The sequence below is a fragment of the Streptomyces sp. NPDC047022 genome (assembly GCF_040644155.1).
Classification (GTDB): domain Bacteria; phylum Actinomycetota; class Actinomycetes; order Streptomycetales; family Streptomycetaceae; genus Streptomyces.
In genome coordinates this window covers 25,061-40,390 of record NZ_JBEYVV010000024.1, presented here as the reverse complement: position 1 = coordinate 40,390, position 15,330 = coordinate 25,061, and the positions used below count along the sequence as shown (strand labels likewise).

Sequence of the window (15,330 nt, the reverse complement as noted above, 5' to 3'; positions counted from 1 at the left end):
CCTGTGCAACAAGCCCCCTCCCGGCGGTCCAGCAAGGCCCGGACACCCTGGCGGGAGACCGGGTCCAGGGCTCGCAACAGTACTCCATTCGGGCCACCTGCGTGGATCGGCACGCCGTCCAACTTCTGGCAAGAGGTGCGACTTGGCCGTCCGATGCGCCGTTTTCGCGGCCATCAAAGGCCACAGATCTCACTTAATCGGTAGAAAGAGAACTAATTCCTTCGGACATGCGTCCTTGATCTCATGCGGTCGGACGACGGACATGGGTACGGATACGCGGGTGCGGGGAGGGGGCGGAGCGGTGGCCGTCAGGTGCCCAGCACCCGGCGCAGATAGTCGTTCCCGAAGCGCCGGTCGGGGTCGAGGCGGTCCCGAAGGGCCGTGAACTCGCCGAAGCGCGGGTAGATCCCGGCGAAGTACTCCGCGTCCTGTGTGTGGACCTTGCCCCAGTGCGGACGTCCCCCATGCGCCGTCAAGATGCGCTCGGCGGCGGTGAAATACGCCTGGTAGGGCGTACCCCGGAACATGTGTACAGCGATGTACGCGCTCTCACGGCCGGACGCCGTGGAGAGGGTGATGTCGTCCGCCGGGGCGGTGCGCACCTCGACGGGGAAGCTCACCCTGAGGGGTGACCGGTCGACCATGGCCCTCAGTTCGCGCAGCGTCTCCACCAGGGCCTCGCGCGGGACGGCGTACTCCATCTCCACGAACCGCACCCGGCGCGGCGAGGTGAAGACCCGGTAGGGGATGTCCGTGTACGTGCGGGCCGACAGCGCGCGGCTGGAGAGCCGGGCGATGGACGGGATGGTGGCGGGCAGGGCGCGGCCGACCCAGTTGACCGCCTGGAAGACGCCGTTGGAGAGGAACTCGTCCTCGAACCAGCCGCTCAGCCGCCCGACCGGTCGCTCGGGGCCCGCGCTGCGGTTGTTGCGCTTGGTGTTGGTGTTGCCGGTGTGCGGGAACCAGTAGAACTCGAAGTGCTCGTTCTCGGCCCACAGTTCGTCGAACTCGGTGAGGACCCTGTCGAGGGGCATCGGTTCCTCACGGGCCGTCAGCAGGAAGAGCGGCTCCACCGCGAAGGTGATCGCGGTGATGATCCCCAGGGCGCCGATGCCGACGCGGGCGGCGGCGAAGACGTCCGGGTTCTCCTTCGCGGAACAGGTCAGCACCGAACCGTCCGCCGTCATGAGCTCGAGCGCGGTGATCTGGGCGGCGAGCGAGGCCGATTCGCGGCCGGTGCCGTGTGTGCCGGTGCTGGTGGCGCCCGAGACGGTCTGCTCCATGATGTCGCCCATGTTGGTGAGCGACAGGCCCTCGCGCGCCAGGGCGGCATTGAGTCTCTTGAGCGGTGTGCCCGCCTCGACCGTCACGGTGCCGGCCGCGCGGTCGATCCCGCGTATGCCCGTCAACAGCTGAGGCCGGATCAATACGCCGTCGGTCGCGGCGGTGGCCGTGAAGGAGTGGCCCGTGCCGACGGCCTTCACCGTCAGGCCGTCCTCGGCCGCCCTGCGCACGGCGGCCGAAAGCTCGTCCACCGAGGCGGGGGTGACCTCCCGTACCGGGTGGGCGGTGACGTTCCCCGCCCAGTTACGCCACGTGCCGTTCTTCCCGCTCGCTATGGTGCTCATGGGACCCTCCCCGCCACGGAACCGGCCTGCCCAGCCGGCGATACCCGAGAAGACCGACCGCGACCGCGACGGCCCCGGACACCGCCGGAACCCCGTACCCGGCCCTCGCGCCGGCGGCGTCGATCACCCAGCCGGCAACGGAGGAGCCGATCGCGATCCCGACCGCGAGCCCGGTGGACACCCAGGTCATTCCCTCGGTCAGGTGCGCGCGTGGTACGTGCAGCTCGATGAGGGCCATCGTCGTGATCATCGTGGGTGCGACGGAAAGGCCCGCAACGAACAGCGCCACGGCCAGAAACGGCAAGTCTCCGACCAGTAGGAGGGGGATCATACTCACGGCCATCGCGCAGACGCCCAGCAGCCACCTGCGTTCGGGCGCCCCCGTGAAGCGCAGCAGCCCGAAGACGACGCCCGCGGTGCACGAGCCACCCGCGTAGAGCGCCAGGACGACGCTCGCGGCGGCCTTGTGGCCCTGTTCGTCGGCGAAGGCGACGGTGACCACGTCGACCGCGCCGAAGATCATGCCGGTGGCCGCGAACGTGGCGACCAGGACCTGGAGTCCGGGTGAGCGCAGGGCGGTGCCGCCGCCGTGCGCATCGCGGGGGTGCGGCTCGGGCTCGGTGGCGCGCTGGGCGGTCAGCCAGAAGACGCCGACGGCGAGGAAGCACGCGGCGAGAAGCGGACCGGCCTCGGGAAACCAGGCCGTGGACAGACCGATGGAGATGATCGGCCCGAAGATGAAGCAGACCTCGTCCATCACCGACTCGAAGGAGTAGGCGGTGTGCAGGTGCGGGGTGCCGCCGTACAGGGCCGCCCAGCGGGCCCTGATCATCGCGCCGAGGCTCGGCACCGCGCCGATGCCCGCGGCGCACACGAACAGCAGCCAGTCCGGCAGGGCGAACCGCGCGGCGAGCAGCAGCCCCGCGGCTGCGGTCAGGGCGACCAGCGTCGTCGGACGCAGGACACGCCGCTGCCCGTGCAGGTCCACCATGCGGGAGATCTGCGGTCCGATGACGGCGGCGGACAGGGCGATGGTGGCGCAGAGCGCGCCCGCGAGCCCGTAGCGCCCGGTGAGCTGGGAGATCATCGTCACCACGCCCACACCCGTCATCGACAGCGGGAGCCGGCCTATGAAGCCGGCGGCGGAGAAGCCCTTGGAGCCGGGTGCGGCGAAGAGGGCGCGGTAGGGGCTGGGCACGAGGTCTCCGAAGCGTCCGGTATTGCGTCCGGCAGGGCGTCACATCGTCCGGTAAGGCGTCACATCCCTGCATACGCCTTACGAGTTAGGCAACCCTAACGTATGCATGAGGTCTCGTTCGTATCGATGTTCGGACAATCCGGGGGGAGGACCTTCGGTGACCGGGAGGTCTCCCCGGATGTCCGGCGAACAGACGGGTGGCGGGCGGGAGACGGCCGGGTGGCGGGAGCGATGCCGGCGGCGGGTGGCAGGATCGTAGACATGCCCGACCATGCAATCGGCGCGCTCGATGCGCTCGACGCCAAGCCGTACGACGCCCTTCTGCTCCTCTCGTTCGGTGGCCCCGAGGGCCCGGACGATGTGGTCCCGTTCCTGGAGAACGTGACGCGGGGCCGGGGCATCCCCAAGGAGCGTCTGAAGGAGGTGGGTCAGCACTACTTCCTGTTCGGCGGTGTCAGCCCCATCAACGCCCAGAACCGTGCCCTCCTGGACGCCCTGCGCAAGGACTTCGCCGACCATGGCCTCGACCTGCCCGTGTACTGGGGCAACCGCAACTGGGCGCCCTATGTGACGGACACCCTGCGCGAGATGGTCACCGAAGGCCACCGCCGCATCCTGGTGCTCGCCACCAGTGCGTACGCCTCCTACTCGGGCTGCCGCCAGTACCGCGAGGACCTCGCGGGAGCGCTGGCGGCGCTGGAGGCCGAGGGGCTGGAACTGCCGCGGATCGACAAGCTGCGGCACTACTTCAACCACCCCGGTTTCGTGGGGCCGATGACGGAGGGCGTGCTCGACTCCCTGGCCGACCTCCCCCAGGACGTCCGGGCCGGCGCGCACATCGCCTTCACCACACACTCCATCCCCGACTCGGCGGCGGACACCTCCGGCCCGGCCGAGGACCACGGCGAGGGCGGTGCGTATGTCAGGCAGCACCTGGACGTGGCGAAGCTGATCGCCGACGCCGTGCGCGAGCGGACCGGTGTCGACCACCCCTGGCGCCTCGTCTACCAGTCGCGCTCGGGCGCCCCGCACATCCCCTGGCTGGAGCCGGACATCTGCGACCACCTGGAGGAGCTGCACGGCGCAGGGGTGCCGGCGGTCGTGATGGCGCCGATCGGGTTCGTCTCGGACCACATGGAAGTGCTGTACGACCTCGACACCGAGGCCCGGGCGAAGGCGCAGGAGCTGGGCCTGCCGGTGCGCCGCTCGGCCACCGTGGGCGCCGACCCGCGGTTCGCCGCGGCCGTCCGTGATCTGGTGCTGGAGCGCGCCGCGACCGAACGCGGGCAGCGGGTCACCCCCTGCGCGCTCGGCGCCCTCGGCCCGAGCCACAACCTGTGTCCCGTGGGCTGCTGCCCGGCCCGCGCCCCCAAGCCCGCCGCGGCGGGCGCCGACAGCCCGTACGCGTGAGGAGCACCGTGACCGAGCAGGACGAGCCCTCGGGCCGGCTGAAGCAGGAACTCCTGGACCTCGCGCTGGAGGCCGCCACCCTCGCGGGCGACTTCCTGCGCGACGGACGCCCCGACGACCTCGGGGTCGCCGCCACCAAGACCAGTGCCATCGACGTCGTCACCGAGATGGACATCGCCGCCGAGAAGCTGATCACCGGCCTGCTCTCCGACCGCCGGCCGGAGGACGGCCTGCTCGGAGAGGAAGGCGCCAGCGTCGAGGGCACCAGCGGCGTCGAATGGGTGATCGACCCGATCGACGGCACCGTGAACTATCTGTACGGCCTCCCCAGCTGGGCGATCTCCATCGCGGCCCGAGTGAACGGGGAGACGCTCGTCGGGGTGGTCCATGTCCCCATGCGCGGCGAGACCTTCCGGGCCGTCCTGGGGGAGGGCGCGTTCATCGGCGACCGCCCCACCCGGGTACGGCCCGCGGCGAAGCTCGGGCTGGCCCTGGTGGGCACCGGCTTCGGCTATCTCGCCGAGCGCAAGGTCCAGCAGGCCGAGGTGGTCCGCCGGCTGATCCCCGAGGTGCGGGACATCCGCCGGGGCGGATCCGCCGCGATCGACCTGTGCGATGTGGCGGCCGGCCGCCTGGACGCCTACTACGAGCGGGGCCTGAACCCCTGGGACTACGCGGCAGGGGACCTGATCGCCCGCGAGGCGGGCGCGGTGACCGGTGGCCGCCCGGGAGAGCCGCTCTCCCCGGCCCTGACGGTCGCGGCCCCGCCGGGCCTCTTCGAGCGGCTCCAGGCCAGGCTGAACGAACTGGGCGCCTGGCACGACTGACCGCGCCCCCCTCGCGACGCTCCGTCGCGGGGCCGCTCACCAGGCCCCTGGACGTCACAGGACATACGAAGCGGGCCCCGGTCTGGATCTGCCGGGGCCCGCCTCGTGCGAGTTGATCAGACGCGCATCGCGCCGACTTCCACACCATGCTCGGCGGCAAGGCGGTGCAGGTCGTCGAGCTCCGACTGCTCGACTTCCGCGAGGAAGTCGTCGCCGGTCTCACGGGCCCGCGTCAGGTCGGACTCGGCTGCCCGTATGCGCTGCAGAAGTCCTGCGGTGAATGCGTCCATGCTGCGCCCCCTCGTCCTGGGTCGTGGGTCGATGGCACGGGGGTGTGCCCTTGGGAAGGGGCGATCACGCCTTCACTGGGTGCCCAGCGCTGCCCTGGCTGGGCGGCGACGGTGCCGGACACCCACGCCCGCTCTGCGGAAGCGGTGAGCAACCGACCACACGGTGGTGTGTCACATGCAGAGCGTGATCGCGGGGTGTAAAGCCGTCCTCCCCCCGCTCTCCTCTTCGGAAACCTCAACCGCGGAAGAAAATTCCGCATTCCCGGACTCCCCGCCCCGCCTTCCCGCCGCGCGCGCCCCCGTCCTCCGGCATGTGCCCACCCGCCTTACAGCCGGTTTACGGCCGAAAAGGGCAGGATGGAGTCCACCCATGACAGACCTGCCCGTCGGCTGCCCGAAGTTGGGCTGCCCGGGTGGACACAGGAAGGACAGCGACGTGCGCGTACTCGTCGTCGAGGACGAGCAGCTGCTCGCCGATGCGGTGGCCACCGGACTGCGCCGGGAGGCCATGGCCGTCGACGTCGTGTACGACGGCGCGGCAGCCCTGGAGCGCATCGGCGTCAACGACTACGACGTGGTCGTCCTGGACCGTGACCTCCCCCTCGTGCACGGGGACGACGTCTGCCGCAAGCTGGTGGAGCTCGGCATGCCCACCCGCGTGCTGATGCTCACCGCGTCGGGCGACGTCAGCGACCGGGTGGAGGGCCTGGAGATCGGGGCCGACGACTACCTCCCCAAGCCGTTCGCGTTCAGCGAGCTGATCGCACGCGTGCGTGCCCTCGGGCGGCGCACCAGCGTGCCGCTGCCGCCCGTTCTGGAGCGCGCCGGGATCAAGCTCGACCCCAACCGCCGTGAGGTCTTCCGCGAGGGCAGGGAGGTGCAGCTCGCTCCCAAGGAGTTCGCCGTTCTCGAGGTGCTCATGCGCAGCGAGGGTGCCGTCGTCTCGGCCGAGCAGCTCCTGGAGAAGGCATGGGACGAGAACACCGATCCCTTCACCAATGTCGTACGCGTGACCGTCATGACGCTGCGCCGCAAGCTCGGTGAGCCGCCGGTGATCGTCACCGTGCCCGGCTCCGGATACCGGATCTGATACCTGTGGCCACGACACCCGCGCCGCCCGCCGCACCGCCCAAGCCCACCTGGGAGCCCCGCAAACAGGAGCCCCCGTTCCCCTGGCTGCGCCCGACCATCCGCATAAGGCTCACCCTGCTGTACGGCGGCATGTTCCTGATCGCAGGCATCCTGCTGCTGTCGATCATCTATCTGTTCGCGGCGCAGGCCCTCAATGTGGGCAGTCAGCTGCCGTTCAAGATCCTCGGTGGCACGGTCAGCAGCAAGACCTGCGATTTTTCGAACCTCCAGACGGTGAACGAGCTCAACGACGCCATGAACTCGTGCGTCAACGAGCAGCGCCAGCACGCCCTGGACAGCCTGCTCAGCCGTTCCCTGCTGGCCCTGCTCGGCCTCGCGGTGATCGCCTTCGCCTTCGGATACGCGATGGCCGGCCGTGTTCTGTCGCCGCTCGGCAGGATCACCCGCACGGCACGCGCGGTGGCGGGCTCGGACCTGTCCCGCCGTATCGAGCTGGACGGCCCGGACGACGAGCTGAAGGAACTGGCCGACACCTTCGACGACATGCTGGAGCGGCTGGAGCGGGCCTTCACGGCCCAGCAGCGCTTCGTCGGCAACGCCTCGCACGAGCTGCGCACTCCGCTGGCGATCAACCGCACCCTTCTGGAGGTGCACCTGTCCGACCCCGGGGCTCCCGTGGAGCTCCAGCAACTGGGCAAGACCCTCCTGGCCACCAATGAGCGCAGTGAGCAGCTCGTGGAGGGGCTGCTGCTCCTCGCCCGCAGCGACAACCAGATCGTGGAGCGCAAGCCCGTCGACCTGGCCGAGGTGGCCTCGCAGGCCGTCGACCAGGTTTACGCCGAGGCGGAGAGCAAGGGCGTCGAGATCCGCGGTGAGCGCGCGCCCGCGGTGGTGCAGGGCAATGGGGTCCTGCTGGAGCGGATCGCTCTGAACCTCGTCCAGAACGCGGTGCGCTACAACGTCCCGAAGGGCGGCTGGGTGGAGGTCACCACCCAGGTACAGCACGGACAGGCGGTCCTGGTGGTCACCAACACCGGCCCGGTGGTACCCGCCTACGAGGTGGACAACCTCTTCGAGCCCTTCACCCGGCTTCGTACGGAGCGCACGGGCAGCGACAAGGGGGTGGGTCTCGGACTGTCCATCGTGCGGTCCGTGGCGCGCGCCCACGGCGGTCACATCGGCGCGCAGCCCCGCGAGGGGGGTGGGCTCGTGATGCGTGTGAGCCTGCCGATCTGAGATCATGCAGCCTGTCCCGGCCCGTTGTTCGCTTTGCGCGGAATTTTCGGACTCGGGCCAAGGTCGGGCCGTGTGTGATCGATCACAGGGGGGCCTTTCCGGCCGTCTACTCTCGGTGACCCCATGACCGCCCAACATGCCGGAAAATCCGGGTTTTCCCGGACCCCGTTCACGGGAAGTACACGTGGAGATGGCTTTGAAGTGCGGCATGCCGACCGTGTACGGTCCCGTTCGCCATCCAACCCGATCACTCTTGAGGAGTCCGGTTGGGTGTCGATTGAGTAACAGACCTTGATGTGAGGCAAAATCTCCGCCTCGAGGCGGGCACAAGTCCGGCCTCTCACGCGTTACGTGCGCTGGAGACACCCGCAGACACCCAGAGGGGGAGAGCGAAATGGCAACGGATTACGACACCCCACGCAAGACCGACGACGACGTCGACTCCGACAGCCTTGAAGAGCTGAAGGCCCGGAGGAACGACAAGTCCGCGTCAGCGGTCGACGTAGATGAGTTCGAGGCCGCAGAGGGCCTGGAACTGCCGGGCGCCGACCTCTCGAACGAGGAGTTGGCCGTCCGAGTGCTGCCGAAGCAGCAGGACGAGTTCACGTGCATGAGCTGTTTCCTGGTGCACCACCGCAGCCAGCTGGCCCGCGAGAAGAACGGTCAGCCGATCTGCCGCGACTGCGACTGAGGCGGGGTCGGCCGTGACTGGCTCGACCCCTCCCCGGAAGCGCCGCTTCCCGCACGAGGGGGCGGACCCGGAGCCTCAGGAAGGCTCCTCAGGCGTGCGTGACGACGAGCGAGGCTCTTCCGAGGAGGGAGCAGCCTCGCTCGAACCGGCTCCCGCGCCGGGGGCCCCGATGGGGCCCGAGGCGCCGGTCGGTTGCCCGGCGCCCCTCGCACGACGCCGTGCGGCCGCAGTCCGGGACGGGATCCGGGAAGGCGTCCGCAAGGGCGGCAGCCGGGCGAGGGCGGGCGTGGCCTACGTCGCCGACCGGATCATCGACATGGCCCCGCGGATCCCCGTACGGGACCTCGCGACCCTGCGCGGACAGTTCCCGGACCTCGGCCCTGAGGAACTCGCGGACAAGCTCGTCGCGGGCGCGGCACGGGCGACGGCCACGGTCGGGGCCGGAGTCGGGGCCGCGGCGATGCTGCCGGTTCCCCCGGCCATGCCCACCGAGCTGGCCACGGAGATCACCGGGATCGCCGCGATCGAACTGAAGCTGATCGCCGAGCTGCACGAGGTCTACGGGCTGCGCCCGCCCGGAACGCTCACCCAGCGCACCACCGTCTACCTGAAGTCCTGGTCCGGAGAGCGCGGCATCGAGGTGACCAAGCCGTCGAGCGTCGACGCGGCCCTCGGTGGGCGGATGAAGCGCGAACTGCGGCAGCAGGTCATGAAGCGCATGGTGCGCAACCTGCCGAACCTGATGCCCTTCCTGGTTGGTGCCGCGGTGGGCGCGGTCTTGAACCGGCGCGACACCAGACACCTCGCGGACCGGGTCCGGGAGGACCTGCGCAAGGCCCAGGTGCCGTGGGAGGCGCTGCCCGAACTGCCGCGGCTGGAACGGCCCGAGCACCCCCTGGAGATCGAGGACTGAGCGGTCCAGCGCCCACTGGTCGCGCCGGGCTCAGCCGCCGTCCCCGAGCGGCCGAAGCCGACGGGAACCGCCCCCCCGCTACCCCTGCGCCCGGGACCCCTGCGTCCGGGCGGCCTTGATCGCCGCCGCCAGCCTCTCCGGCTCCCTGGTCGACAAGTACAGGTACGGCGTGGGGTCCTCGGGGTCCGTGACCTGGACCTTCAGCGCCCCCGGGATGTACGCGCGCAGCAGCATGAACGACCGCACGTCCGCCTTGTAGGTGCGCCAGGCGCGCGCCTGCTCGGCGTCCAGGACCTCTGTGTCGCCGAGCGCGGCCACGGGGATCTTCGCCTCGCCCGCGATCAGCGAGTCCCCCACCACGCGGATGCGCGGGGAACCGTAGGAGCTCACCACGACCGCAGAGGCCGCGGTGCCGCCGACCAGCCCTCCGAGCAGCGGCAGCGTGCCGAAGGGGAGCAGCACCAGAGCCATGGCGATGCCCACCAGGAGGCACATCAGCCACCAGGAGCGGGGCGCGGTGAGACGTTCTTCGTACGGCGACGCGGTCAGCTGCATGGAGTCCAGCTTGGCACGGTGTCCGCGACGCGTTCACGCGCGGGTAAGGTCTGCGCCTGTGAGTGGTTCTTCCGCGGCTTTGACGCCCCCCGCCGACGCGCTGGCGCCCGTACGGCATCCCGACGCCCCCGCACCCGGTGAGTTGCTCGGCGAGCACTACGCGCAGTGTTTCGGCTGCGGGGGAGCGCAGCCCCACGGACTGCACCTGCAGGCGCGGGCCGGTGAGGGCGTCTCCATCACCGCCGAGTTCACCGTCCAGCCCGCCCACCAGGGTGCCCCCGGGCTCGCCCACGGCGGGGTTCTCGCGACCGCCCTCGACGAGACCCTGGGCTCGCTGAACTGGCTGCTGCGCACCATCGCGGTCACGGGACGGCTGGAGACGGACTTCGTGCGGCCGGTGCCCGTGGGCACCGTGCTGTTCCTGGAGGCCGAGGTGACGGCCGTGGCCGGACGCAAGATCTACTCGCGGGCGACCGGGCGGATCGGCGGCCCCGACGGGCCCGTCGCGGTGCGTGCCGACGCACTCTTCATCGAGGTGAAGGTGGACCACTTCATAGACAACGGCCGGCCGCAGGAGATCCAGGCCGCCATGAAGGATCCGGACCAGCGCCGGCGCGCCCGCGCCTTCGAGGTGAATCCGTGAGCAGTACGCCCGTGAACGTACTCATCCGCCGCGTCGACCCCGATGTACCGCTTCCGGAGTATGCGCACCCGGGCGACGCGGGAGCCGATCTGCGTACCACCGAGAGCTGCGAGCTGAAGCCCGGTGAGCGGGCCGTGCTGCCCACGGGAGTGTCTGTCGCGCTGCCTGAGGGGTACGCGGCCTTCGTACATCCGCGTTCCGGTCTCGCCGCCCGCTGCGGTGTCGCCCTTGTGAATGCCCCGGGGACGGTTGATGCCGGGTACCGTGGAGAGATCAAGGTGATCGTGGTGAATCTCGACCCGCGCGACAGCGTGCGGTTCGAGCGCTTCGACCGGATTGCCCAACTGGTCGTCCAGCAGGTCGAGAGGGTCCGCTTCCAGGAGGTCGCGGAACTTCCCGGCTCGGCGCGGGCCGCGGGGGGCTTCGGGTCCACCGGCGGTCATGCCGCCGTGGGCGGCACAACGGGTGGGAATCGATACGCTTCGGTCGTATCCGACCGGGAAGGACAGTGACGTGTTCGGACGTCGCAACAAGAGGGATGCCGCCGAGGACGCGGCCGGCGAGGCCGAGCAGGTCGTCGACGGTGTCGACACCGAGACGGACGTGGAAGAGGCCGAGCGCGAGCGCGTGAGGCTGGAACCGGAACCGCGGCCCGAGGGCCCCTGGGACGGTTCCGAGGTCCGTGAGCCCGCCGAGGGCCGGGTGGACCTGGGCGGTCTGTTCGTGCCCGCGGTCGAGGGCATGGAGCTGCGGGTCGAGGTCGCGGGCGACGCGATCGTGGCAGCGACCGTCGTACTGCGGGACAGCGCCGTCCAGCTGCAGGCCTTCGCCGCTCCCAAGCGCGAGGGCATCTGGGGCGAGGTCCGTGAGGAGATCGCCAGCGGTATCACCCAGCAGGGCGGCATCGTCGACGAGGTCGAGGGGCCCCTGGGCTGGGAGCTGCGCGCGCAGGTTCCGGTGCAGCTGCCGGACGGCACGAGTGGTTTCCAGGTCGTGCGGTTCATCGGCGTGGACGGTCCCCGCTGGTTCCTGCGGGGTGTGATCTCCGGCCAGGGTGCCGTGCAGCCGCAGGCGGCGGGCCTGCTCGAGCAGATCTTCCGGGACACCGTCGTGGTCCGTGGCGAAGGCCCGATGGCGCCGCGCGATCCGATCGTCCTGAGGCTGCCCAACGACGCGCAGATGGTGGCCGAGGGCATGCCGCAGGAGGAAGGCGGCTCCCGCTTCTCCGGAGGCATGGGTCAGCTCCAGCGCGGCCCCGAGATCACCGAGGTCCGCTGACGGCTTCGCCGATGCCGTGGGGTTTGCCGGTGCGGCCGGGAAGCGCCACGGGTCGCTGGAAGACGGCCAGGGCAGGCGACCGGCCGTGACCGAACGGCGGACAGAGCGCAATCGGCAACAGACCGCACCCCGCCGTGGGGTGCGGTTTTGTCGTACGTGGGGCTCGGGCGGGGTCGCCCGGGCGACCGTGCGCACAGACCGGGAACCGGGTATCAGGGTTGCGTCAAAGACGCTCTGACCGCCGCTACGTGTCCTATTTGTCGTAATTATTGGCCGTAAGGTCGACGCAGCGTGCGCGGCGTACGCGGCGGTGACGGGAAGACAATAGGACCATGGGACGCGGGAAGCTTCGGATCTACCTCGGTGCCGCACCGGGAGTGGGCAAGACCTACGCCATGCTGTCCGAGGCGCACCGCCGTACCGAGCGGGGCACGGACTGCGTGGTGGCCTTCGTGGAGCATCACGACCGCCCGCGCACCGAGGTGATGCTGCACGGTCTGGAGCACATCCCCCGCAAGGAGCTCACGCACCGTGGCTCGGTGTTCACCGAGATGGACGTGGACGCGGTCCTGCGTCGCGCCCCCGCCGTCGCCCTGGTGGACGAACTCGCGCACACCAATGTCCCCGGCTCGCGCAACTCCAAGCGCTGGCAGGACGTGGAGGAGCTGCTGGCGGCGGGGATCGATGTCGTCTCGACCGTCAATATCCAGCATCTGGAGTCCCTGGGTGACGTCGTCGAGTCCATAACGGGTATCCGGCAGCGCGAGACCGTGCCCGACGAGGTGGTGCGGCGGGCGGACCAGATCGAGCTGGTCGACATGTCGCCGCAGGCGCTGCGCCGGCGGATGGCGCACGGCAACATCTACAAGCCGGACAAGGTCGACGCGGCCTTGTCCAACTACTTCCGGCCCGGAAACCTGACCGCGCTGCGGGAGCTGGCCCTGCTGTGGGTGGCGGACCGGGTGGACGAGTACCTGAACGCGTACCGCAGTGAGCACCAGGTGTCGAAGATCTGGGGTTCGCGCGAGCGGATCGTGGTGGGACTCACCGGCGGTCCCGAGGGCCGCACCCTGATCCGGCGGGCCGCGCGGCTGGCGGAGAAGGGCGCGGGCGGCGAAGTGCTCGCCGTGTACATCTCCCGCAGCGACGGGCTGACCTCCGCCTCGCCGAAGGAGCTGGCCCTCCAGCGGACCCTCGTCGAGGACCTGGGCGGCACCTTCCACCACGTCGTGGGCGAGGACATCCCCGCCGCGCTGCTCGACTTCGCACGAGGCGCCAACGCCACCCAGATCGTCCTCGGCTCCTCCCGCCGCAAGACCTGGCAGTACGTCTTCGGCCCTGGCGTGGGCGCCACGGTGGCCCGTGAGTCCGGCCCCGACATCGACGTGCACATCGTCACCCACGAGGAGGTCGCCAAGGGGCGCGGCCTCCCGGTCGCCCGCGGCGCGCGACTCGGCCGTACCAGGATCGTGGCGGGCTGGCTGGTCGGCATCGTCGGCCCCGTCGTGCTCGCGCTGGTGCTGAACTCCGTCCACCTCGGCCTCGCCAACGACATGCTGCTGTTCCTGGCGCTGACCGTCGCGGCGGCCCTGCTCGGCGGGCTCTTCCCGGCACTCGCCTCCGCTGCCTTCGGCTCGCTGCTGCTGAACTACTACTACACACCGCCCCTGCACCGGCTGACGATCGCCGACCCCAGGAACATCGTCGCCATCGTGATCTTCGTCGCGGTGGCGGTGTCCGTGGCGTCGGTGGTGGACCTCGCGGCCCGGCGCACCCATCAGGCGGCGCGGCTGCGCGCCGAGTCGGAGATCCTGTCCTTCCTCGCGGGCAGCGTGCTGCGCGGCGAGACAAGCCTGGAGGCACTGCTCGAACGCGTACGCGAGACGTTCGCCATGGACACGGCGGCGATGCTGGAGCGGGCGAGCGACGTGGACCCGTGGACCTGCGCGGGCAGCGTGGGCCCCGGCGCCCCGGTCGAGCGGCCCGAGGACGCCGACGTGGACGTACCGGTCGGAGACCACATGGCGCTGGCGCTGTCCGGGCGCGTGCTGCCCGCCGCCGACCGCCGGGTCCTGGCCGCCTTCGCCGCCCAGGCCGCGGTGGCCCTGGACCGCCAGCGTCTGCAGCAGGAGGCCGAGCAGGCCCGCGCGCTGGCCGAGGGCAACCGCATCCGCACCGCGCTGCTCGCCGCCGTCAGCCACGACCTGCGCACCCCGCTGGCCGGGATCAAGGCATCGGTGACCTCCCTGCGCTCCGACGACGTCGAGTGGTCCGAAGAGGACACCGCGGAGCTGCTGGCGGCCATCGAGGACGGCGCAGACCGCCTGGACCACCTGGTGGGCAATCTGCTCGACATGTCGCGCCTGCAGACCGGCACCGTCACCCCGATCATCCGGGAGATCGACCTGGACGAGGTGGTGCCGATGGCCCTCGGGGGCGTGCCCGAGGACGGCGTGGAGCTGGACATCCCCGAGACCCTGCCGATGGTCGACGTGGACGCGGGACTCCTGGAGCGTACGGTCGCCAATCTCGTCGAGAACGCCGTCAAGTACAGCCCCCGGGGAGCATCCGTACTCGTCTCCGCGAGCGCCCTCGCCGACCGCGTGGAGGTCCGCATCGTCGACCGGGGCCCGGGAGTGCCCGACGAAGCCAAGGAACGGATCTTCGAGCCCTTCCAGCGCTACGGCGACGCCCCGCGCGGCGCGGGCGTGGGCCTCGGCCTCGCGGTCGCGCGAGGCTTCGCGGAAGCCATGGGCGGCACCCTCAACGCCGAGGACACCCCCGGCGGCGGGCTCACGATGGTCCTCACTCTCCGGGCCGTGGAGCGATTCCCCGGACCCGACGTCCGACTCGCCGAACCAGAAAGGCAAACCACATGACCCGGGTGCTCGTGGTCGACGACGAGCCGCAGATCGTGCGCGCCCTCGTGATCAACCTGAAGGCGCGCAAGTACGAGGTCGACGCGGCCCCCGACGGCGCCACCGCTCTCCAGCTCGCCGCCGCCCGCCACCCCGACGTCGTGGTGCTCGACCTCGGGCTGCCCGACATGGACGGCGTCGAGGTGATCAGGGGCCTGCGCGGCTGGACACGGGTGCCCATCCTCGTGCTGTCCGCCCGCCACACCTCCGACGAGAAGGTCGAGGCCCTGGACGCGGGCGCCGACGACTACGTCACCAAGCCGTTCGGCATGGATGAGCTGCTCGCCCGCCTGCGCGCCGCCGTCCGGCGGGCCGAGCCGAACGGGGCCGACGAGGACGACGTGATCGTGGAGACCGAGGGCTTCACCGTCGACCTCGCCGCCAAGAAGGTCAACCGGGCCGGCAGGGACGTACGCCTCACGCCCACCGAATGGCATCTGCTGGAGGTGCTCGTCCGCAACACAGGCCGCCTCGTCAGCCAGAAGCAGCTGCTGCAGGAGGTGTGGGGGCCGTCGTACGGGACGGAGTCGAACTACCTGCGGGTGTACATGGCCCAGCTGCGGCGGAAGCTGGAGGCGGATCCGGCGCACCCCAAGCACTTCATCACCGAGCCGGGGATGGGGTACCGCTTCGAGAAGTGAGCCGCGGTGC

General features: G+C 70.5%; 15 protein-coding genes. 11 read left to right on the top strand and 4 right to left on the bottom strand.

Going from position 1 to position 15,330, the window contains the following annotated elements:
* Positions 1-308: 308 nt before the first annotated feature.
* Positions 309-1,628 (bottom strand): D-arabinono-1,4-lactone oxidase, encoded by a 1,320-nt coding sequence (locus ABZ845_RS22785; protein ID WP_360982486.1) that lies wholly within the window; start codon positions 1,626-1,628, stop codon positions 309-311.
* Positions 1,588-2,826 (bottom strand): MFS transporter, encoded by a 1,239-nt coding sequence (locus ABZ845_RS22780; RefSeq protein ID WP_360982484.1) that lies wholly within the window; start codon positions 2,824-2,826, stop codon positions 1,588-1,590. Before ABZ845_RS22780 ends, ABZ845_RS22785 begins: the two co-directional genes overlap by 41 nt.
* Before the next feature lie 261 nt (positions 2,827-3,087).
* Between ABZ845_RS22780 and ABZ845_RS22775 the strand changes: the two genes are divergently transcribed.
* Both ABZ845_RS22775 and ABZ845_RS22770 read left to right on the top strand, forming a co-directional pair.
* On the top strand, positions 3,088-4,236 hold the full coding sequence (locus tag ABZ845_RS22775) for a ferrochelatase (protein WP_360982482.1): 1,149 nt from the start codon (positions 3,088-3,090) through the stop codon (positions 4,234-4,236).
* An 8-nt stretch (positions 4,237-4,244) separates the two neighbouring features.
* Positions 4,245-5,063 (top strand): inositol monophosphatase family protein, encoded by an 819-nt coding sequence (locus tag ABZ845_RS22770; protein ID WP_360982480.1) that lies wholly within the window; start codon positions 4,245-4,247, stop codon positions 5,061-5,063.
* Positions 5,064-5,179: 116 nt separating this feature from the next.
* On the opposite strand, the gene ABZ845_RS22765 is transcribed toward ABZ845_RS22770, so the two are convergent.
* Positions 5,180-5,353, bottom strand: a complete 174-nt coding sequence (locus tag ABZ845_RS22765) for a hypothetical protein (RefSeq protein ID WP_360982478.1) — start codon at positions 5,351-5,353, stop codon at positions 5,180-5,182.
* A 436-nt stretch (positions 5,354-5,789) separates the two neighbouring features.
* Between ABZ845_RS22765 and ABZ845_RS22760 the strand changes: the two genes are divergently transcribed.
* From ABZ845_RS22760 to ABZ845_RS22745, 4 genes are all read left to right on the top strand, one after another.
* Complete coding sequence (locus ABZ845_RS22760) at positions 5,790-6,443, top strand: response regulator transcription factor (protein WP_234513723.1); 654 nt, start codon at positions 5,790-5,792, stop codon at positions 6,441-6,443.
* A 5-nt stretch (positions 6,444-6,448) separates the two neighbouring features.
* The gene (locus ABZ845_RS22755; RefSeq protein WP_360982476.1) at positions 6,449-7,681 is read left to right on the top strand and encodes a HAMP domain-containing sensor histidine kinase; all 1,233 of its coding nucleotides are present in this window, start codon (positions 6,449-6,451) and stop codon (positions 7,679-7,681) included.
* 394 nt (positions 7,682-8,075) lie between these two features.
* The gene (locus ABZ845_RS22750) at positions 8,076-8,372 is read left to right on the top strand and encodes a DUF4193 domain-containing protein (protein WP_003993510.1); all 297 of its coding nucleotides are present in this window, start codon (positions 8,076-8,078) and stop codon (positions 8,370-8,372) included.
* Between the two features lie 13 nt (positions 8,373-8,385).
* Positions 8,386-9,285, top strand: coding sequence for a hypothetical protein (locus ABZ845_RS22745; RefSeq protein WP_360982474.1), 900 nt, complete (start codon positions 8,386-8,388; stop codon positions 9,283-9,285).
* A 78-nt stretch (positions 9,286-9,363) separates the two neighbouring features.
* On the opposite strand, the gene ABZ845_RS22740 is transcribed toward ABZ845_RS22745, so the two are convergent.
* Positions 9,364-9,840, bottom strand: coding sequence for a DUF3093 domain-containing protein (locus tag ABZ845_RS22740; protein WP_360982472.1), 477 nt, complete (start codon positions 9,838-9,840; stop codon positions 9,364-9,366).
* 58 nt (positions 9,841-9,898) lie between these two features.
* Between ABZ845_RS22740 and ABZ845_RS22735 the strand changes: the two genes are divergently transcribed.
* The 5 genes from ABZ845_RS22735 to ABZ845_RS22715 all read left to right on the top strand — a co-directional run bounded on the left by ABZ845_RS22735 (position 9,899) and on the right by ABZ845_RS22715 (position 15,320).
* Entirely contained in the window at positions 9,899-10,483 is a 585-nt protein-coding gene (locus ABZ845_RS22735) for a PaaI family thioesterase (RefSeq protein ID WP_360982470.1), read from the top strand.
* The gene (gene dut, locus ABZ845_RS22730; protein ID WP_360982468.1) at positions 10,480-10,995 is read left to right on the top strand and encodes a dUTP diphosphatase; all 516 of its coding nucleotides are present in this window, start codon (positions 10,480-10,482) and stop codon (positions 10,993-10,995) included. Before ABZ845_RS22735 ends, dut begins: the two co-directional genes overlap by 4 nt.
* A 1-nt stretch (position 10,996) precedes the next feature.
* Positions 10,997-11,761, top strand: coding sequence for a DUF3710 domain-containing protein (locus ABZ845_RS22725; protein ID WP_360982466.1), 765 nt, complete (start codon positions 10,997-10,999; stop codon positions 11,759-11,761).
* A gap of 332 nt (positions 11,762-12,093) precedes the next feature.
* The gene (locus ABZ845_RS22720) at positions 12,094-14,640 is read left to right on the top strand and encodes a sensor histidine kinase KdpD (RefSeq protein ID WP_360982464.1); all 2,547 of its coding nucleotides are present in this window, start codon (positions 12,094-12,096) and stop codon (positions 14,638-14,640) included.
* A complete protein-coding gene (locus ABZ845_RS22715; RefSeq protein ID WP_360982462.1) occupies positions 14,637-15,320 on the top strand; it encodes a response regulator in 684 nt (227 codons plus the stop codon). Before ABZ845_RS22720 ends, ABZ845_RS22715 begins: the two co-directional genes overlap by 4 nt.
* Positions 15,321-15,330: the final 10 nt, after the last annotated feature.